At 37.5% G+C, this 20,355-nt stretch carries 17 protein-coding genes; 4 read left to right on the top strand and 13 right to left on the bottom strand.

Annotation, left to right across the window (positions count from 1 at the left end; translation table 11 throughout):
• The first annotated feature begins 68 nt into the window (after positions 1-68).
• Entirely contained in the window at positions 69-1,172 is a 1,104-nt protein-coding gene (locus tag I6F48_RS07485; RefSeq protein ID WP_197119171.1) for a 6-bladed beta-propeller, read from the top strand.
• A gap of 240 nt (positions 1,173-1,412) precedes the next feature.
• On the opposite strand, the gene I6F48_RS07490 is transcribed toward I6F48_RS07485, so the two are convergent.
• Positions 1,413-3,878, bottom strand: coding sequence for an agarase (locus I6F48_RS07490; RefSeq protein ID WP_197119172.1), 2,466 nt, complete (start codon positions 3,876-3,878; stop codon positions 1,413-1,415).
• 500 nt (positions 3,879-4,378) lie between these two features.
• On the opposite strand from I6F48_RS07490, the gene I6F48_RS07495 reads away from it, so the two are divergent.
• The gene (locus tag I6F48_RS07495) at positions 4,379-5,389 is read left to right on the top strand and encodes an alpha/beta fold hydrolase (protein WP_166376295.1); all 1,011 of its coding nucleotides are present in this window, start codon (positions 4,379-4,381) and stop codon (positions 5,387-5,389) included.
• A 107-nt stretch (positions 5,390-5,496) separates the two neighbouring features.
• Here the strand turns inward: I6F48_RS07495 and I6F48_RS07500 are convergent, their stop codons facing one another.
• Both I6F48_RS07500 and I6F48_RS07505 read right to left on the bottom strand, forming a co-directional pair.
• Positions 5,497-5,925, bottom strand: a complete 429-nt coding sequence (locus I6F48_RS07500; RefSeq protein WP_149592459.1) for a tetratricopeptide repeat protein — start codon at positions 5,923-5,925, stop codon at positions 5,497-5,499.
• A 225-nt stretch (positions 5,926-6,150) separates the two neighbouring features.
• Complete coding sequence (locus tag I6F48_RS07505) at positions 6,151-6,324, bottom strand: hypothetical protein (protein ID WP_197119173.1); 174 nt, start codon at positions 6,322-6,324, stop codon at positions 6,151-6,153.
• A gap of 210 nt (positions 6,325-6,534) precedes the next feature.
• On the opposite strand from I6F48_RS07505, the gene I6F48_RS07510 reads away from it, so the two are divergent.
• A complete protein-coding gene (locus I6F48_RS07510; RefSeq protein WP_197119174.1) occupies positions 6,535-6,921 on the top strand; it encodes a YkgJ family cysteine cluster protein in 387 nt (128 codons plus the stop codon).
• Here the strand turns inward: I6F48_RS07510 and I6F48_RS07515 are convergent.
• The 4 genes from I6F48_RS07515 to I6F48_RS07530 all read right to left on the bottom strand — a co-directional run bounded on the left by I6F48_RS07515 (position 6,892) and on the right by I6F48_RS07530 (position 11,305).
• Complete coding sequence (locus I6F48_RS07515; RefSeq protein WP_165727321.1) at positions 6,892-7,206, bottom strand: hypothetical protein; 315 nt, start codon at positions 7,204-7,206, stop codon at positions 6,892-6,894. The genes I6F48_RS07510 and I6F48_RS07515 overlap by 30 nt on opposite strands.
• Before the next feature lie 225 nt (positions 7,207-7,431).
• The gene (locus I6F48_RS07520) at positions 7,432-9,354 is read right to left on the bottom strand and encodes a beta-agarase (protein WP_166113100.1); all 1,923 of its coding nucleotides are present in this window, start codon (positions 9,352-9,354) and stop codon (positions 7,432-7,434) included.
• Positions 9,355-9,365: 11 nt separating this feature from the next.
• Complete coding sequence (locus I6F48_RS07525; protein ID WP_197119175.1) at positions 9,366-10,184, bottom strand: alpha/beta hydrolase; 819 nt, start codon at positions 10,182-10,184, stop codon at positions 9,366-9,368.
• Positions 10,185-10,195: 11 nt separating this feature from the next.
• Positions 10,196-11,305 (bottom strand): Zn-dependent alcohol dehydrogenase, encoded by a 1,110-nt coding sequence (locus tag I6F48_RS07530; RefSeq protein ID WP_197119176.1) that lies wholly within the window; start codon positions 11,303-11,305, stop codon positions 10,196-10,198.
• A gap of 36 nt (positions 11,306-11,341) precedes the next feature.
• Between I6F48_RS07530 and I6F48_RS07535 the strand changes: the two genes are divergently transcribed.
• Positions 11,342-12,196, top strand: coding sequence for a helix-turn-helix transcriptional regulator (locus I6F48_RS07535; protein ID WP_231611814.1), 855 nt, complete (start codon positions 11,342-11,344; stop codon positions 12,194-12,196).
• On the opposite strand, the gene I6F48_RS07540 is transcribed toward I6F48_RS07535, so the two are convergent.
• The 6 genes from I6F48_RS07540 to I6F48_RS07565 form a co-directional block, all read right to left on the bottom strand.
• Entirely contained in the window at positions 12,182-13,459 is a 1,278-nt protein-coding gene (locus I6F48_RS07540; RefSeq protein ID WP_197119177.1) for an NAD(P)/FAD-dependent oxidoreductase, read from the bottom strand. The genes I6F48_RS07535 and I6F48_RS07540 overlap by 15 nt on opposite strands.
• A 16-nt stretch (positions 13,460-13,475) precedes the next feature.
• Complete coding sequence (locus I6F48_RS07545) at positions 13,476-13,784, bottom strand: 2Fe-2S iron-sulfur cluster-binding protein (protein ID WP_165741151.1); 309 nt, start codon at positions 13,782-13,784, stop codon at positions 13,476-13,478.
• A gap of 60 nt (positions 13,785-13,844) precedes the next feature.
• Positions 13,845-15,017 carry a cytochrome P450 gene (locus I6F48_RS07550; protein WP_197119178.1) on the bottom strand — a complete coding sequence of 391 codons (1,173 nt, stop codon included), beginning with the start codon at positions 15,015-15,017 and terminating at the stop codon, positions 13,845-13,847.
• Between the two features lie 448 nt (positions 15,018-15,465).
• Entirely contained in the window at positions 15,466-16,575 is a 1,110-nt protein-coding gene (locus I6F48_RS07555) for a mandelate racemase/muconate lactonizing enzyme family protein (RefSeq protein ID WP_165741463.1), read from the bottom strand.
• Positions 16,576-16,891: 316 nt separating this feature from the next.
• Complete coding sequence (locus I6F48_RS07560) at positions 16,892-17,869, bottom strand: SMP-30/gluconolactonase/LRE family protein (RefSeq protein WP_165741465.1); 978 nt, start codon at positions 17,867-17,869, stop codon at positions 16,892-16,894.
• Positions 17,856-20,183: a beta-galactosidase gene (locus I6F48_RS07565; RefSeq protein WP_197119179.1), complete on the bottom strand. Its 2,328-nt coding sequence runs from the start codon at positions 20,181-20,183 to the stop codon at positions 17,856-17,858. Before I6F48_RS07565 ends, I6F48_RS07560 begins: the two co-directional genes overlap by 14 nt.
• Positions 20,184-20,355 lie beyond the last annotated feature (172 nt).

The following is a 20,355-nucleotide window of genomic DNA, read 5'->3' on the forward strand; positions in this document are numbered from 1 at the left end:
CTAGCCTAAACCAGCTTATGCATTATAGCCCAATGCATAAGCTGGTTTTTTTATATGGAAAATTCTGTATGTTAACCTCAGAGCAAAAACACCTTATACCTCACGCTACTCCTAAAAATGACGAAGACCCGCACGGGAAAATAATTGGCCAGGGTCAATTTAAATACAAAATAGACGCCCACTGGGGGAAGTTAAACCCCAATAAATACCCTATAGAAAATTGTCATGCGATGGTGATGGACTCACAAGGGAGAATATTTATGATCACCGATAACACGACTAATAATATTTTAGTGTATAGCCAAAACGGTGAATTACTTGACGCTTTTGGAAGCTCTTTTCCTGGTGGACACGCTATAAAAATTGTAAAAGAAGGCGAGCAAGAATTTTTATACATTGTAGATAGTGGCTGGATTGTTAATCGCCACTGGGATGGTCACAGCACAGAGCAATGGGATAGCCCTACTAACAATGTCATTCCACAGGCTGGCTTTATTTCCAAAATGACCTTAGATGGCAAACTGATTTACAGTATTGGCCATCCACAAACGTGCGGTGCTTATAAACCCGAGCAACCTTTTCGCCCTACTGATATTGCCATTGCCCCCAATGGGGACTTATATGTAACCGATGGTTATGGCAGCGACTTTTTACTGCATTATGATAAACAAGGCCGCTATATAAACCATTGGGGCGGTCACCATAATGATGACGAAAATTACAATTTACACAACACCCACGGTATTGAAGTAGACTTACGCGATCCATCAAATCCCACATTAATAGTAAGCTCTCGTTTTGAGCAATGTTTAAAAGTATTTTCGTTTGATGGTAAGTACCTTGATAGAATTAGCGCTAATGGGGCATATATTGGCGGTCCCGTGTTCAAAGGCGAACTATTTTATGCACCTGTTTGCTGGTCGCATATTGACAATAAAAATGCTGACGACTCTGGCTTTATTAGTATATTTGATAAAAATAACACGCTCATAGCTAATTTAGGAGCACCGCAACCCCAGTACATAAACGGTGAACTACAACCGATGCAAAGTAACGGGGACATTTTTAATCACGTGCATTGTATTTGCGTAGATCAAGACGATAACTTGTATGTTGGCCAGTGGAACTCCTCTAAAACATACCCCATTAAATTAATAAAACAACCATGCTAAGTTTAACGCTCTGAGAATAGTGTTTATTTTTAATAATGAGTACCTTGTACTCATTATAAAGCATAAAACTCACAGGCTTAACAGCAAAAATACACCTAAAGCCATTCCTCGCATATTTAGTATTAGTTTATTTGTATCGTGTTAGGCAGTTGTAGCCACACTAATAAAAATAAAAAACTGCGAATCTATTATATAGATAAACCCGCAGTTTGTTTATTACTTAACCTTTATTACACGTTTTTAGCGAGTAATACGTTTACTCATTTTAAAGTTTTGTAATGTAAGTGAACTAACAGCGCCGCCAGTGTCTGGAAATGTCACTTCAATACTATTCGTTTTTGCAAGGTCGCTATAAGGTACCGGTATTTCAAGTACACCAAAGAAACGTTCGCGTCCTAACCCTCCATTAACCTGGTCGTACCCTCTAAAATCAGTAGGTACAGCGACTTTATTACCATTAACAGTAACCGTAGGTGTAAGCGACTTACCATGAGGACGACCAACACCTAAGCGTAATACTGCCTCGCCATTAGTTCCTTTATCAACGTTATTAATTGTAAAAAACTGAGTTGAGTTAGCAACAATATCTTTAACCACAGCACTTGCGTAGTGCTTAGTTTCTTGATTAATATTATTAATTATCACATTACTTTGATGACTAATTTTAATGATCATCGTTGACTCTGTGCCCAAATTAACTAAATCAGGTAATACTGTACTATCGTTATCATCAAGGACTGGTTTACCTTGAGCATCAGGATGTAAATGCTTAATGTTTACGCCAGTAACGCTATTAGAACCACCGCCTAAAACACTTAAATCAATATTGGTTGGTGAATTTTCAAGGCTGTTTAATACCAAATAAACATCTTTGCCATCAACATAAGCATCTGCTTGTATATCCAAATCACTCGCCCAGCTATCGATTCGCGTCCCTTTAATATCTGACCAAAGCTGGTAAAACTTAACCATTTCGGTGTAAACCCACTGCTCGCCGGTTTCACCTTCTCCCTCTTTAGCTTGACGTAGTAAACGCCAGTAATACGGAATGGTATCGCTTATACGGCCCCACTCTGCTTTTAATGGAATAAACGGTATGGCTTTATCAATACGGTTAGGCCTTTCCATAAAGCTCATAAGCATAGAGCTCATTGCTTTTAAACATAGCCAATCACGTTGCGGTGTCCATTTAGTGCCAAAAGACCCTTGCAGTTGCGATCCATATTCCGAAATGACTATTGGTTTAATACTCCCCCATTTATAAGCCATGTATTGCTCAACCATATCAAGAGTCGCTTCCATGTTACTACCTTTACGGTATTGCTCTTGATGTTGACCACCAGGGCCGCCTGGAAAGTTTGGAAAATCGTATAAGTGCATCGAAATAAAATCCATTTTATCTCCTGCAATATCTAGAAATGCCTTGTCGCGTTGCTTCCAATTATCAAAATAGTTTGCCCCTTTTTCATAATCAGGAAATGCCACTGTAAAACCGCCTACTTTTACATCGTTCAATGCTGAATTATTATGAACTACATCTGCAACTGAGTTATGTAGCCTAAAGATGTCATATAGACTTTCTTTGTCATAACCTTTATGAGGAAAGTCGTGTAGTTCAAATAGTGGCTCGTTCATAACTTCAAGGTATGTTGGGCGCTTTTGACCTAGAGTATCTGATGCGCCAGCTTTAAAGTACTTTTGTAAAAACTGCGCCATATAATCACCAAGCGCGGTGCCTAGTGGTTCGCCGGCAGTATCAGTTTGCGAAAAAGACCAGTTTTGGTTACCAATTTTAGTACCATCTGGGTAATAAGGGTGCTGCTGTGCTGCGACAATTAAATCACTGTTACGCCCTTCATGCTTTCGCATTGCTTTAGCTTCATCTGTGGTAATATTGGAGTAATTCCATTTAACACCGCCACCATTAGTTGTAGCCGTTACCGCACTTGCATAACCTGGTTTAGCCGAATCTTCTGGTAACTGTGTTAATTGATATTTCATGCTGCCGGTATCGCGGCCAAAATATACATCATAATTTTCTAAAAAGTTCGTCATTAAATTAAGATCAGCATTAGGCGCATTTAAACTTTGAGCATTATTTCCAAACCAGTCACTTTCGGTATTAGATGAGTGCAATGTAATAAACTTACGACGGTCGAAGCTATCAAACTGTCCTACAGCATGTTTTGTATCAATATTAAATTGTACCTTAACTTTATCGTTACTAACGCTTGCACCGCTGCTTGCTTGTTGCTCAACAACAAACTTACTTTGATTTGCACCACACTGCGATTTAACAACTAAATTACTACCGTCAGATGTGTTAGTTGGTTGAACACATTTACCTCCTGATACATGCTTAATAGCATTAGCCGACGTTTTAGTAAACTTCACTCGGTTATCAAAGTCACAACCCGACCACAAAACAAGTTGCTGTCCATCGACGGGGTTTGCTAAGCCGCCAGGGTGGACGCATAAACCCGACTTAACGTGCTTTATACTCCCACCAGATGTCCAGCTAAACCCTGCTGCATCACCGCTACAGTTATTGTTTAATACTACTTGAGTACCATTTACTGCATTATCAGCGGTTCTAAAACACATTTGTGAAGACGTTTGTTTAATAACAGTGCCAGCGTGTGCATTAAAAACGCTTGAAAGTAATAGCGCGCTCGAAATCGCGCAATACAATGAGCTTTTTTTCATTTTTTGTTACCTATCTTGGTGTGAAAATTAATCCTTTGTGTAAAGGCATCGAATTCACAATCAATATAATGTTAACAATTAACTGTATGCAACAATAAATTAATGACTTGTTCAAATTTCACACTTTAGTACCATAAATAGGCACGTGAATTTAAAGTTTAAATGAACAACATGAACACAATATTTATAGTTACAAATAATAGTCACTTATAACACACACGACAAAAAACAACCGTAAGCATATGTTACTAAATACTTTTTAATTTATCGGCATGAAATAAGTACAAGAATTAAATTTTTATATATGCACTTAGTTTTTTAAGAATATATTTTTTTACGACAGATTCGAATTGATATTTTAGAGGTTAAACTGTTAACAATTATTATATTTTATACTTAGACATTTAAGTAAATTGGAAGTTTTAATGAATGTAATTATTAAGATGGCTGGTCTAATTTGTTAATAAAGCAGTATTACCAAAACATTAACGAGTTTAGTTATGCACCCAGATATACAAAACAATCTTAAAATAAGACCTGCTCACATCGCCTCATTTATTGTGTTTTTATTAGTATCTATGTCTACACTTACCGCCAAAGTGTACGCCACAGATGCTGTATGGCCTTCAAAAACCACTTACAAATATGCAAACGTAAATGGTAAAAAAATATTTTATCGAGAAGCAGGCAAGCAACATGAGCAAACCATTGTACTTTTACATGGTTATCCGTCGTCATCACATAGCTACCGTGAGCTTATTCCGCTTTTATCTGGGCGTTATCATGTGATAGCACCTGATTATTTAGGCTCAGGTTATAGCGACCGCCCAAACCTTGGGGATCAAAAATATACATTTGAGTTACTGGCTAGATATGTTGAAGGACTACTGACAACGCTTAAAGTAAAGCGCTACAGCCTCTACATTCAAGATTTTGGAGCACCTGTAGGCTTTAGAATGCTGTTAAGTAACCCAAATAAACTCGAGGCATTAATCGTGCAAAATGGTAATGCATATTTAGAAGGTTTAACTCCTGCAAGGCAAACATTTTTTAAAACAGCTAATCAAGATAAATCCAAAGCACAACAAGCTAAGCTGTATTCATTTACTTCAGAGCAAGCCATTACTAATAAACAGTACTTACGCGATGTGCAAAATAATACTCAAATAATGAACCCTGATAGCTGGACTCACGACCTTCATTTTTTACAAACTAAAACTGATCGATCAATTCAAGTACAGCTACTACAAGATTACTACAACAACCTACTCGACTACCCCAAATGGCAAGCATATTTAAGAGAGCATCAGCCACCTACATTAATTGTATGGGGTAAAAACGATCCAGCATTTATAGCTGCAGGCGCTAAAGCGTATTTAAAAGATGTACCAAACGCAGAACTGCATTTACTCGATTCTGGGCACTTTAGTGTTGAAGAAAAACCAGTTGAAATAGCAAAGTACATTGTGGACTTTATGGATAAATTAGCGATTAAAAACAAACAAAACTAATTTACTTTGTAATACAAAAAAGCGCTGAAGGTATGAAATAACCCACCAGCGCTTTCTTGTTAAATATAAAGCTAAATAAAACGTTAAATAATACTCACTAAATCAGCTTAACCTTCTTCTTCAATAAGTGACTCTAGTAGGTCATGTATTTCAGCTTTAAGCTCTTTGTCTTCAATTTTATTAGCGCTAACTTTAGCATTTTGAAGATTTTTAATGGCCTCGTCTTTTTGACCAAGCTCTAGTTGTAACGTAGCCATTGAAAAAGCAACCGACGACATGTGATCTTTGTTATTAATCGCAACCGACTTCTCTAATGCTTTTTCATAAGTAGTGATTGCCTCCTCTAGCTCTTCGGTAAAATCAGCTAGCGTTTCCCATTGTACAGGGTGATCTTTTGATGTGTTTTCATTTTCTATACAAATAGCTTTTAGCTCTGCAAATAACGATTCAAACTTTTCACGGTTATTTTTATTAGCTGCCGCCATTAAATCTTCTGCAAGGTCATGTACCGCTTTATATACTTTTGTGTTCATCATCGCGAGGTATCCTTTAGAGTTACTAAACTAAATGCTTTTACTTTAGTAAAAATAGTATTTTCAGTCGTTAAAAGCTTATTTTAACCACTGATTTATTGAATTAGCTGTATGGCGTAATAATACATTAATAATGAACATAGCGTAGGCGTTAAACGCGTTGTGGTTAAAATTTTATTTAAATTAGGGCTAGAACTTAACGTGCTCAGGTAAAAACAGAAAAAGGTACTAAAACAAACCCACTATCCAATCGAAGGTAAAAACCGTCGTAAATAATTTTAGCGCAATAACAGCTACAAATAAGAGGATAAAGAACACTTTTGCTTTGTAGCTTTTCAGATTTTTCCAATACAAGCGTTTTGCATTAAATTCTGTCTTAAAATTATCTAAAGCGTCTTTCATGGTTACTCCCTGCTAATTTATTTCTATAAACATTGAGCCTAAACTATTCATATTGATGTGCACGCTATAAAGGGTAACAAGGTGTGTCATCAGTAATTTTAGTATGTATGATTTGTTTATTATCAAAAACGCGAATCTTTTAGAACAGCTATAAATAAATTCGGTGCTACACTAGCGACTAACTTAAACTCGTTAACAGCCAACTAAATTATGAAAGAATGTAACCAGTGTGGTAAATGCTGTATTAAATACGGCGGCGGCGATTTAAGCGCATCAAAAGAAGAAATAGATTTATGGGAGCTTTTTAATCCCGAAATTTATGAATACGTTAAAAACAATGAGATTTGGTTCGATCCTGAAACAGGATTAAGGCTAAATGCTTGCCCATTTTTAGAAATTGTCCCTAAAAAAGACCCTCTCGCTAAAAATATGTATACCTGCAGTATCTACCTCGACCGACCAGAGGATTGCCGACACTATCCTAGCCTAATACCTGAAATGATCAGAGATGAATGCGAGATGATTGAACCTATCGACATAAAAAATCAAACCAGGGCTCAACATAAACTAGATATACTTATGATTGATAGTCGGTAACTCTCTTTTAAACTGCAACAGGTTATTGGTTATTTTTTTATTTTTAAATAAGAGTAAACGTGTATACCAACAACCTATAGCCACAACAATAGAGCCAAAGCAAATTACAAATAAGGGTATTATAGGCTCATTCCATCCCATTGGAATAATTATAATAAATGGAGTTACACTCGCTAAAAGAACCATAGGTAAATTAAAAACATTAAATTTTTTTAATAAAATTGATATTGGTACCCCATAAACAAGTAGTGCGGGATAAACATAAAATAAGCTTCCGCCAACCATTAAGGCATCTGTTTTCTTTTCGGCCAATAGCACAAGTAAATATAATACACATAAAGATCAATCACTAATGCATACGAATTATGCCATCTATTTTTAAAATTTAATAAGACTTCTGTGATAATTAAAGATTGTCTATGAATTTAAAAAGCGGACGAATAACAACTAAGGCCACTAATAATTAGTGACCTTGCTTTTTATATCATAACAAATAGTTAGTTTTTTAAATTAAATATCATCACTGTACTCAAACGCTTGGAGCGTCACGCTGCTAACAAATCCGCCATCATCAGGATATGTAACTAATATTGTATTATTGGTTTTTAACAGCTCGTTTGGTACTTCGATTTCTAGCATACTAAATACTTGTGGGCGAAATACTTGCTCATCACCGGCATAATCGGTTGGTACAGTAACTAAAGTGTCATTTACTTTAACGATAGGTTGTTGAGCTAAATCATGCTCTCTACCAAAACTTAAACGCAATATACCTTTACCATATTCACTTATTTTTACATCGTTAATGTTAAATTTAAGCGCTGTATTGGCTTTAATTGCCTGTTTGTAGGTTGTTGCATAGTATTTATGCTCGTCAGACTCAGCAATAATTTTTATATTGTCGCTGAACGTATATTCAATAATTACTGTGGCTTCTGCGCCTATGTTAATGCTTTTTGGTAACTCATTTTTTACACCAATATTTTGTGATGTTGTTGTAAGTGTTGGCTCACCATTAGCAAAGTGCAAGTGCTTAATTTTAATGTTATTAATCGGATTGCTTGGTAGCTCTGTTAAATTTAGCAAGGCGCTATTAGCACTTGTTTCTAAATTACTGATAATTACATATGCTTTGTTATTGTTTACATAACTATCTACTAGTAAGTCGGCTTCGTTTGATTCAGTATTAACACGTGTGCCATTTACATCTGACCACAATTGATAAAATTTAATAATGTCGGTGAATACATATTCATCGCCTGTTTCACCTGTTTTTTCGTCATTGTGGCGTAGTAAGCGCCAAGCATAATCGCGTCCCTCATTACCACTCCACTCTGCTTTTGCTAAACTAAATGGAATGGCTTTAAGTATGAGATTCGGTTTAGCCATAAATTGCATCATCATAGGGCTAAACGATTTCATAGTTTGCCAGTCATTTATTGCAGTCCATGGCGTTGCTTCTGTTTTATGGTCACGCCCGCCGTATTCCGAAATCATGAAAGGTTTTACCTTACCTAGTTTAAGCTTTTCGTATTGCTCCATCATATCCATAGTGGCTTCTATACGGGCTCCTTTAAAGTTAGCAACGCCTTTATCGCGGTTTAAGTAGCCAAAGTCATAAAGGTGAATCGAAAAATAATCCATGTATTCACCGCTGGTATCTAAAAATAGCTTCATTCGCTCATCCCAACGATTGAAATTGTTATCGTCAAACCATGGAAAGGCAGTGGTGTACCCACCAATCTTAATACTTGTATTAACTTTTCGTATGCCTTGGGCTACTTCGTTATGAAAAATAAATGTATCGATAGGCTTACCGTGATGTACATCAACAAGTTCGTAAAGTGGCTCATTAAGTATTTCAAGGTATTGTGGGCGTGCTGGGCCTTTGTTCGGTCCTTGGTTGTCATTTCGATAAAATTCATTTACAAAATGTCCCATGTATTGACCCACGGCATCGGTATTAGCAAAGCTCCATTCGCCTTTGCCTTTATGATTACCAATCCAAAACTGATTAATTTGCCCGCCTATCATTACATGGGCTCTATTGTCGTATTTATGAAGCTTCGACAACGTTTTACCATAATAATCTTCGCGAGCAGTTTTGCCATAAGCAGCGATACTCTCAGGGCTTGCGTACCCTAGATTATTTGGGTTTTGCTCAACTTGAGTCGCGTAATACGGCATAGAACCGTTATCACGACCAAAGTACACATCAAGGTCGTTAAGTAAGTAGTCGAGCTTATCTTCTTCCCCCTTCCAATCGGTTGTTGTTAGCATCGAGTGCATAACAATATATTTGCTTCTATCAAAGGTTGATAGGCCGTCAATACTTCGCTTTACGTTTAAATTTACGGATACTTCTGGCTGTGCGACTAAATTGCTTGATGCAGTACATGCAAATGCAATTAAAAGTGAGCTAATGACTTTCATGGGTTATTTCCTTATTTTAATTGTGTGTGAGTTTTGCTTTCTAATTGAGCAAAAAAGATCATAGTTTTAGCTACATGTTCGTGCCAATACTCCCAGCAATGGGTGCCTGCAAAAATATTGAACGTGTGAGGAATATTTTCATCAGCTAGCTTTTGAGCTAATGCAGAATTAGCACTAAAAAGTACATCGTCTTTGCCGCAATCAAATCTAAGCGGCGGTAGTGTTTTTTTATTAGCACTAAGTGTTTTAAACACATCACCGCCGTACTTGTCACTGGTCTGTTTTAGGGGCGTTAGAGTGAGTTCATCAACAAAATGAGTAAAGTCGTCAAGCTTGGTAATTGATGAGTGCGCTGATATACCGCTAAAAATAGTTGAATGTTTTGCGCCTAAACACAAAGCGCCATAGCCGCCCATTGAAAGCCCCGTAATATAAATATTTGATGAGTTTGAGCACATTGGTTGAGTTTGAATAACAGCGCTAATCACATCATCAGCAATCCATGCTTCATAATCTGCATTTTTAAGTGGCAAATACCCGCTGCCCTCGGCGTGCGCGCCATCTGATGGCATCACTAATACAAACTCGTTAAGGCCACTGCTACGAAGCTGCTGATACACTTTATGTACGCCCCCTAGCTGGCTCCACACCCAGTGGCTACCATACACACCATGCAGTAATACAATTATAGGTACATTTTTATTACTGGTTGCTTCTTGGTAAATGCTTATATCACCTCGCCCTTTTAAGTGGCTGCTATACGCGGTTAGCGTTACAAAGTTATCAGCGGTGTAGCTGCTATTTGATATTTCTAAACGATGAATTGCCATTTTATACTCCTTTAATCATCAAACACGACGACACCTTTAGCGATACGCCCTGCTAGCATGTCGTCAAAGCCTGTTTGTAACTCATCTAACGAGTAAGTTTTTGTGACTAGCTCATCGAGCTTGAGCTTTTTTGCGTCATAAAGGTCTAGTATTTGAGCAAAGTCGCGCTTAGGATTACATTGCCCGTAGAGCGGATTTATATAAATTTTATCCCACTCAAATAGTTCGCAATCAAAATCTATTTTTTGCTCAATGCCACTCACTTGTACCGCAACTCCCGCGCTGCGTATTAATGCTAATGGCGCTGAACCAAGTGCCGGCACTGCTGTACACTCAAAGGCATAATCGGCTCCGCGACTATTTGTTAGCGCTTTAACTTCGTTTATCATGTGAACTAAATCAGGGTCATACTTTTTAGCAAGTACGGTATGTGTAGCACCAAATGCTTTAGCTTGTGTTAATCGCTCCGGTGACAAATCAATTGCTATTATTTTAGCGGCGCCTGAAACTGCAGCCCCTTGTATTGCATTTAGTCCTACGCCTCCACAGCCTAATACGGCCACTGAAGAACCTGCTTTTACTTTAGCTGCATTAACTACTGATCCGTAACCGGTCATTACGCCGCAACCAACAATACTTGCACTTGGAAAAGGAATGTCACTGTGTATTTTTATAACTGCAGCAGCCTTAACGACGGTGTATTCGCTCATCGTACCTAAATGAAATGAGCGCTCTAAGCTATTGCCATTATGCTCACACGCTTGTTTACCTGCGTGTCCGCATAAACCATTGCCAGTTACGGGGCTATTTACTTCACAAATGTGTAAATTACCCTCTTGGCACTGGAAACACTCACCACACGGAATCGCCCAATTTAGTATTACTTTATCGCCGATAGTAAATTCCGTTATACCTTCGCCCAACTCAACAACGGTTCCTGCGCCTTCATGACCAATGATAAATTTTTTATTCCACGTTTTAATTGAATCCCAATCTGTATGACAAATACCTGAGGCTTTTATTTTAATTTTTACTTCGCCAGCACTTGGTTTTCCGACATTAACGATATCGAAGAAAAAACCGCCTTTTCCATCTGCAATTGCAGCTTTTGCCTTGTACATGTAGACTCCTAAGTCTCTAAATATAAGTATTATGTTATGAAGCAACCGACAATTTACTGTGAACCGTTTTGTATAAAAGACGGTTACGATTTCGAAATTCATCATGTAAGTTATCTTCAGCACGATAGCTATTCATGTTTTATGCACTTTCATCAGGTGCATGAATTTATATTTTTTGAACAAATTGACGGCACTTATTTTTATCATCAAGGTGAATCGATTCTTTCTGATTTTGAGGCCGTTTTTACACCCGCTATGGAAACCCACGACTTTGCTTTAAATCCGCGCCCTAAATCTTGGTATATTGTGCAATTTATGCCTGAACGCCTTAATAATCAGGCCTTACAAGAATTTATAGAATTACTAAAAACTGGTTTGCATTTAAGCTTTAGCATTGAAATACAAAAAAGGATTCATAAGTTGCTCGCTTGGATGCTTAGCGAATTTAACGAAAATCCTAAAAGTAAAACCTGTGCTCAACTGTTTGATAGCTTAATCACTATGGTGTGCGAATATGGTAAAAGCAGTTTATCTAAGCAGCAAACGTCATTAAGTAGCTCAGCAAGTTTTAAAAAGCTTGCTCCGGTAATTAATGAGCTTAAAACAAATAACGGCCTTAACCTGTCACTTGAGCAAGCCGCAGCCCTTTGCCATTTATCACCTTCGTATTTTTCAAGGGTATTTAAAAAGCACTTTAGAGTGCCTTATTCCGACTACCTGATTCAGCACAAGTTATATAATGCCGCACGGTTACTCGGGCAAAGTGATGTTTCGGTGACTGATATATCTTACGATTTAAGCTTTTCTAGCCCGTCGTATTTTATTAAGCAGTTTAAACATCACTTTAAAGTGACTCCGCATCAGTATCGACAGCAGTTACGCCTGAAATAACTGAGGTTTTGCAAGTGCTATAGTCAAATTGTTCAATACCTGTTTGTTTACCTTTAAACCTTGCTTAATAGCCTGTGTGCCAAGTACATAGGCCTTTGCATAATTAACAGCTTCCACACAAAGCAGTGTGTCGTTATTAAAGTACCAAAGTGAAAATTGACCGGGAGCTTCTTGGCGCTTAATAATCTCGTTATAGCCTTGTGATAAACCTACTATTTGTAATTTATATTCGTATTGATCTGACCAAAACCAAGGGAGTGCAGGAGCTGACGTATTATTTTTAGCTAAAAACTGCGCAGCAACTTTAGCTTGGTCAACTGCGTTTTGTACCGACTCAAGTCTGATCCAACGATTATAAATTTTATTAAAATGAATAGTGCAATCACCAATTGAGTAGATATCAGGGTGTGATGTTTGGCATACGTCATTTACTTTTATGCCTTGCTCAACCACCAGCTCAGCATCTGTTGCAAGTTGTGTATTTAGCCTTACACCTACGCCAATTAAAATAAAATCGGCGGGATACTCACTGCCATCACTACATTGCACATAATGTTTATTGTTTGTGTGCTTAATTTGTACAATATCTTTTGCTGTTTGCAGGTCTACCCCCTTCGTTTTGTGTAAATCAGTTAAAAAGTTAGACATAGCAGATGATGTGACTCGCGATAGTATTTTTTCTTGTTTTTCGATAACCGTTACTTTAGCGCCAAGTGCAATAAAGGATGACGCCGATTCAAGGCCGATATAACCTCCACCAATAATCACCACTTCTTTGTTATTGCTTGCACTTAGCGCTTTTTTTATTGCTACGGCATCACTATGTGTTCGCATTGCGAAATATTGAGAGGTGCCATATTCATCTACAGTTTCACTAAGGCCTGTAATTGGAGGAATAAAAGCTGAGCAACCGGTTGCGATTACTAATTTATCAAATGCTAGATGCTTATTATTTTCAATAGTAACTATTTTGTTATCTTTATTAATTGCAGTAACACGCTCACCTAAACATAAATCTATATGGCTATCTGTGTAGGATTTTTGCACCTTTAAAGGTATTGATTTTACCTCTAACGATTGCAGCGTTTTTTTAGACAGCGGTGGCCTGTGATATGGCAGTTCAGGATCGCTATCGAGTAACGTAATTTTACCCAGCCAACCTTGCTGGCGTAAGTTAAATGCAAAGTTAACGCCTCCATGGCTTGCACCAATAATAACAACGCTTTGCTGCAGTGAGTTTGGCTCTAATTGTGTGTTTTGCATAATGCTGTACCCGCTTTTAATTGGCTACTCTGAAGGTCATGCCATCAATATTTTCAGACACCTCAATTTGGCAACATAAACGGCTGTATTGCGTTACGTTATCGTCCAGCTCTAGCATGTCGCTTTCTATCTCATCGGGTTTACCTACTTTTTTAAAGTCATCCGGTGTTAAGTAAATATGACACGTTGCACACGAACATACACCGCCACAATCACCATCAATACCAGCAACACCATTTGCTGATGCCAGTTCCATTAGCGAGCCACTGTCGCCCTCTACTTCAATTGCATCGTTTTTTTGGGTTATAAATATTACTTTCGCCATCGTATTAATCCTCTACTTTTACTTGTTACTGTATTTATTTAACTATTTTCTACGGTGTTTTTATTTTGATTTAAAGCTAACGTGCAGACTGTTAAAGCCAACCTTTCTTGAAAACTCACCGAGTTTTTCAATATTTTCATCTGCTTTTATTGCCTCTATTTGAGCAACTTTATTAGCAAGTGATAACACTAGTTGACGTAGAATTTGGCGGGCATGCGTTGCGCCCAAACAATTGTGATGGCTAAAACCAAAACTAATATGCGGGTTAACTTTTCGATCGAAGTCGACATTGTTGGGATCTTTGAATACCTTTTCATCGCGATTAGCCGACGCCCAACATAACGAAACTCGTGTGTCGGCTTTTATAGCGTGCTCACATACACTTGTGTCTTGCGTAGCGACACGGCCCATTTGCGTAAGCGGCGAAAAATAGCGAATTAGTTCTTCTACGGCCCTGTTTAATATTTCAGGCTCATCATCAATACGCTTTAAATCGCTGATGTTTTCGCTAAAGTAGGCAATAGAGTTTGTGATCGCGTTTATAACGGTGTCGCGCCCCCCTGCAAAGGTGAGGATCATCACACCTTTTACTTCTTCTTTACTCAGCTTTTTACCGTTCGCCTGTGAATTTAAAAGCACTGAATATAAATCATCACCCGGGATTGCAATGGCGTTTTCTATTTGCTCATCAATGTAGTTGTATAGAATATTGGCTTTATCGCCATCAAGGTCACTGTCTTCACTTCTAAATACATGAGTACCCCAATCTATCCATGTTTGTGCTTTATCCATTGAGGTATTAAGTAACAGCGTTAACGCTTTAGATTGAAGTGGTAAAGCAAATTGTGACACCACATCAAACGACTCTGCTTTAAAGGCGTTTTCAATAGTTTCATCAATAATGGTTTGTAAACGCGCTTGGTAACATTCATCTAATGGGCGTTTAAACCAAGGGTTTAATAATTCACGAAAGCCACCGTGCTGAGGAGGGTCTACTTCAAACGGAATTTGGCGTGTTTCACGTATTGCCACTTCTGATGGAATTACAATACGTCCAGGTTTAGCACCCGATTGAAAAACAGCACAATTATGCGCTGCTTTTCGTACATCTTTTAAGCCTAAGATCATATTTATAGGATCGTTTTGGTCATCCATTTGACCCATTCCTGTTACTTTTCGTTGCTGTGCAAACGCATCGGGAAACTCGCTAATACCAGTTACTTTTGACGTCATAATGAAACCTAATTTCTATTATTAATCTATTTTTGTTACACCATTTTAATCGCAACCTTATTATACAAATACACTGATTTTGCTTAAAAATGGTAATTTGATGCTCTTTATTGCTATTTTAAATATAAAAAAGCCAGCAATTAAAGCTGGCTTTTGACGGAGTTGTGAGAGCCCCTAACTAATTAATTTAAAATCTAGGTAATGAAGCTATTCTCGGTGTGAATTGCAACCAACAGTTTTACAGCAGACTAAGCAATTTGGGTTTGTGTAAAACAATCAATATTTGCAATGGCAATAACTATTTACCTTTATAAAAGCGTCCACAAAATCAGTACTCATAAATTAAAACTTATGACAAAGAGATTATCATTCATTCCTTGATAAATAATTTCTACACTGAATTTGTGGACACACAACAACTCTTTTCTTTTATTACTAATTTTTCTAGTTACGACTGTTTAATTAAATGTGTTCTCATTAGTTGAGGGTCAAATTCTACACCCGTCCCAATTATATCTGGCGCGCACGCTTGCCCATTTTCAAGCTTTAAAGGACGTGTTGTATATTCATCTATAGGGAATGAATGAACTTCTAAAAAACCAGCGTGAGGCTGAGATGCCAACAGTGATACATGTAGTTCATGCATGCCATGGCTACAAATAGGTAAATTATGGGTATATGCCATACTCGCTACATGTAACCACCCTGTTATGCCACCAATATTTGATGCATCTGGTTGTAAAAAACCTAATTTAGCTTGACTAATCGCATAGCCAAATTCGTGCAATGTATGCAAATTTTCACCCATTGCAAGCGGTATTGAAGTCGCTTGTGCTATGCGAGCAAAGCCTTTGTAATCATCAGGTATAGTCGGTTCTTCAAACCAGGTTATGTCGTATTTTTCAATTGATTTAGCAAAACGAATAGCTTGCTCAACAGTCATTGAGTAATTGGCATCTACCATAAGTATTTTATCTTTACCTATTAGCTCTCTTACTGCGGCTACACGTTCTATATCTTCTTTAAAGTTGGGTTTACCGACTTTAATTTTTACTGCATTAAAGCCACGATTTAAATAACCATCTATATTACTAAGCAGTTTTTCTTGGCTAAAGTTTAAATCTATTCCGCCTGCATAGCATTTTGTTTGGTCACTGCTACCACCCGCAACTTGCCATAATGGTGCATTTAAGCGCTTACACTTAATATCCCACAGCGCTATATCAACTGCTGAAATCGCAAAGCTAAGTAGTCCACCTCGGCCAACATAATGAAGATCCCACTGCAATTTGTCCCAAATTGCCATGATAGACATAGAATTTTGTCCAATTAGACCGGGCTTTATTTCATCGTTAAGGAGTGAATAAATTGCGCGACCACCTTTGCCGCCAGTGTAGGTATATCCCATCCCTTCATACCCGTCGTGAGTCATAATATGCACTGTAATAACTTCAAAGTGAGTGTGATCGCCATGCTTTGCATCACTTAACACTTCTGCTAGCGGAATTTGGTAATACTCGACTTTTACACTTTTGATTGTTTGTGATGATACTTTCATTAAGCCACCGAATTAGTTAACATGACACTGTTCATTGTTAACAATTTACAACAGGTATTTGTTGTTGTAAAGGTTATCTGTTTAATTAAGCGAAATTATCCGAAGGTCTGTTTATCTTTGAGAATTAAAATTTGTTCAAACTCGAGGCTATTTAATCGCAGCGTGAGATTTGTAACCTAGTGGGCTAAGTAAAAACCGAGCAAAGCTTCCGCGTCCTGCTCACGCCCCTTACCTTCATTCATGTAGGCAACAAAGAGTAAATAGCCCCTATCAAGCGTGCTTATAGGGGCTTTAATTTAACAATAGAATAACAAGACTATTTTAAATCAAGTGCCAATAGCTGTGTATGCGCTGTTATATAAACGCGGTTTTGTGATTGGTTAAACGTTAGATTAGCACTAATATTTGGCATTTCAATTTGAGCTAGTAGCTCAGCATTTTTATTAAATAACCATAACCCATTGGGACCTGTAGCAAATATAATCCCACTTTTATGTACCTTTAAACCATCTGGTAAGCCTTGGTCATGCTTAATTGCTGGTGGTAATTCATAAAATAAAGATTTACTTATCACTGCACCGCTGTCATTTAAATCATACTGATACCACGCAGGTTTATTAGCATTAGATGCCGCCACATATAACGTTTTATTATCAGCTGATAATGCGACCCCATTAGGATAAATAAGATCACGATCTAGCAAGGTAAGCTCCCCTGTATTTTTAAGTGAATATACCCCCTGAAACTTAAGCTCTTTGCCTTCATCATCTAATTGATTAGGTAAACCATAGGGTGGATCACTAAAATAAAGCATGCCTTGGTCGTTAAAAACGCCATCGTTTGGGCTGTTAAACTTTTGTCCATTATAATGACTTACAATTTGTAGGTATTGTGGTTTAGGCGTGCTTAATGGCGTCTTCATTTTTGATATAACACGTGAGCGCGATTGCAAAAGCACAAGCTCATTTTGTTTATTTACAATTAAACCATTTGAATAGCCACTATGCGCTAAGTACAAACTTGCACCTTTACCTGGTGTATATTTATAAACCTGATGATTAGGTATATCAGAATATAATAAATATCCTCCTTGATTAACCCAAACCGGCCCCTCTAGCCAGTCATAACCCGAAGCGAGGGTTTTAACATGGCTATTTAAGTTAAGCACTTCAAGCGCTTGCTCATTAAATATTTTGTAGGGGCCTTGCTCGAATAAAAGTGTGTTACTTTGCTTAGCAGATACACCCAAACAGAAAACACACACAGCGCTTAGTATATATTTAATTTTTTGCATTATTATACCTGCGTTCATACAACGATTTATTCACGCTTTTAGCTGCATCTACAAGCGGTTTGTAAGGAATGTCCGTTACATTTACAAAGCCTACATTGTAGTTTTCACCATCGTATGCTCGCCCAGTTAGTGGAGAGTCTATGTATTGAAACCAATGCGCACCAACAAAATATGGGTTATCTATAACGCTATTCATATATTTTTTGTATTTAGTACCACGCTCTTGCTGAGATTGAGTGTGTATAAGGCCTGGGTTTAATAGCCCAGAATCAAGCGCACCATTATGAAATTCACCTATTATGCTTGGCATGTCTATATCAGATAAAAATGCCCAAAAATCTTCATTTAATCCCTCTCGGTAATAGTTGTAGCTCATCACATCTACATGCGCGGCAGCGGCGGCTCTTATTTCAGGCGTCATACCCCAGTCAGCAAAACGTGCTCCCATATTCAGCTGATTTGGAAGGTGTTTAGCTATAGCCGCGTCAACCACTGCAAAATACTGATTAGCATAATGAAATAACATCGCTGATAAATCGATATTAGTTTGCTCGTTAAACTGCGTGAGTGCGACGCCTGCAGCAAACTCATCCCATGAGGCAATACGTGTATTCCATGCTTTATTAAGTTTGCTAATTTGGCTGTACTTATTTTTCATTAAGGTAACAAATTGTGCTTTAGTCGGGCTATTTTGGGCGTTATTTTTAAGTGTATTAATAGCAATACCATAACGTGAGGCGTCAGAATTCATCATGCCCCAGCTTTTTTCGTTATCAATAAATACACCAACACACCAAGGACTGTTTTTAACTTGCTGGGCTACTTTTGCAAGCGTTACATCTGCGCGCTCAACGAATAATGGATCAAATGGGTCAGGTAATGGGCTCCAGTAGTCGTTACCACTGCTTACCGTTTTGAAATTACCAATGATCCACGCATTAGCAAAGTAAGGTAATTGGTTAGTATGGTAATAGTCTTCTTCTATCCAATTGCCAAAAGAAGTAAAGCCCCATGAAAGCATGCGTTTTACAGTGGTATTTTGCCACTGTTTCATTAAGTCGTTGTTGTTATGGGTTTGATATTTTCGCTCTAAATTAGCGCGATAAAAGCTAAACGTTTCACCTTTTTTAATTGCACCACTGTGAACTTCGCGTCTGTAGCCGTAATTATCTGCTAAAGGGTTATTTTGCTCGGGTAGCCAATTAAACATATCAGATCTTAGTGTTGAGCTTTTATAACGTGTTGACCACGCAGTTTTTGGAGCTGGATTTAATCCTAATGAATCCTCTGGTGTTAAATCATTAGCTTCGCGCTGCTTAATATAGCTTTGGTCAAAATCGTAACCGGTAATAGTTGAAGTATTTGCCATACGAACGTTATCAATGCCGGTTGAAAAAAACAGATAACCTTCTGGGTCGACTAAACTCCATTTCCCTTTGTATTTTTCGGTTCTAAAATATCCCGTTGCCTTTAATTGTGGGCCGTTTTTCCAGCCACTATATTTAGAACGTCCTTTCATTGGTGAGTTTTGTAAGTTAATTTGCTCTTTTTGAGAAATAACTTGTAGCTGCTCTGTTGAAGATACTTTATTGGTAAAGTCTAATTTTGCATTTTGCCCAAATTTATCAACTAACCCTTTAAGATAGTGAGTATCAAAATTAGTTGGCTTTATAAGGCGTAAGTTGTCTATTAAAATTCGTTTATCGTCAAGTAGCCCTTTTACTCCAAATGATATTTTTACAATGCTGCTAACGTCGATATTTTTTTGTCCGCCTCTATAGATTATTGGCGTATAACTGCTTTTCCAACTTGGTGGGTTTGAGCGAATACCTGAATTAACATTTAAATTTGCGCCTTTTAATTCTATGTAATACGTATTTTGAGACTTTGCTGGCACAACAACACTTCGAGTTTGAAATTGTCCCGACTTGTCTATTGTCTTTATGTATAGGTGAGTAGAAGCCTCATCAGGGTTTTGTATATCAAGTGCAAGGGCAAAGTTTCCTGTTGCTTGCCAATCCCATCCTTTTGGGTTTATAAATTCAAAGTCACTTTCTACATTAGATTTAGATTTTAATGTAACCGCTAGTTTATGGTTTCCACCTTCCTTTATTAATGTACTAAAGCCATTAATTGTATTTATATATTGGCTGTAATTATCCTGTTCAAAATCAAAAATTATATGCTCTTTTTTTAATGGAGTGGCTCCTTTAGTTGAATTTTGATCTGAAGCTTTCGCATTGTGACACCCTGCAAGTACCGATAAACAAAAAAACGAGGATGCTAATTTTACACTATAAGGATTGAGAAACATGTTGGCCTACTATTGTGCGTGTTTAAATGTGTACTTTTGAGCAATAATTGATAGCTAAAAAGCGTTAAAACTACACAAGATAATTACACAAACGACGATATAAAACAATTAACTGTTAACAATGCAATGGATTTTAGAAGTGTTTTATAATAGAGGGAGCTATTAAAAAATA

The sequence above is a fragment of the Pseudoalteromonas sp. SWYJ118 genome (assembly GCF_015864505.1).
GTDB lineage: Bacteria > Pseudomonadota > Gammaproteobacteria > Enterobacterales > Alteromonadaceae > Pseudoalteromonas > Pseudoalteromonas arctica.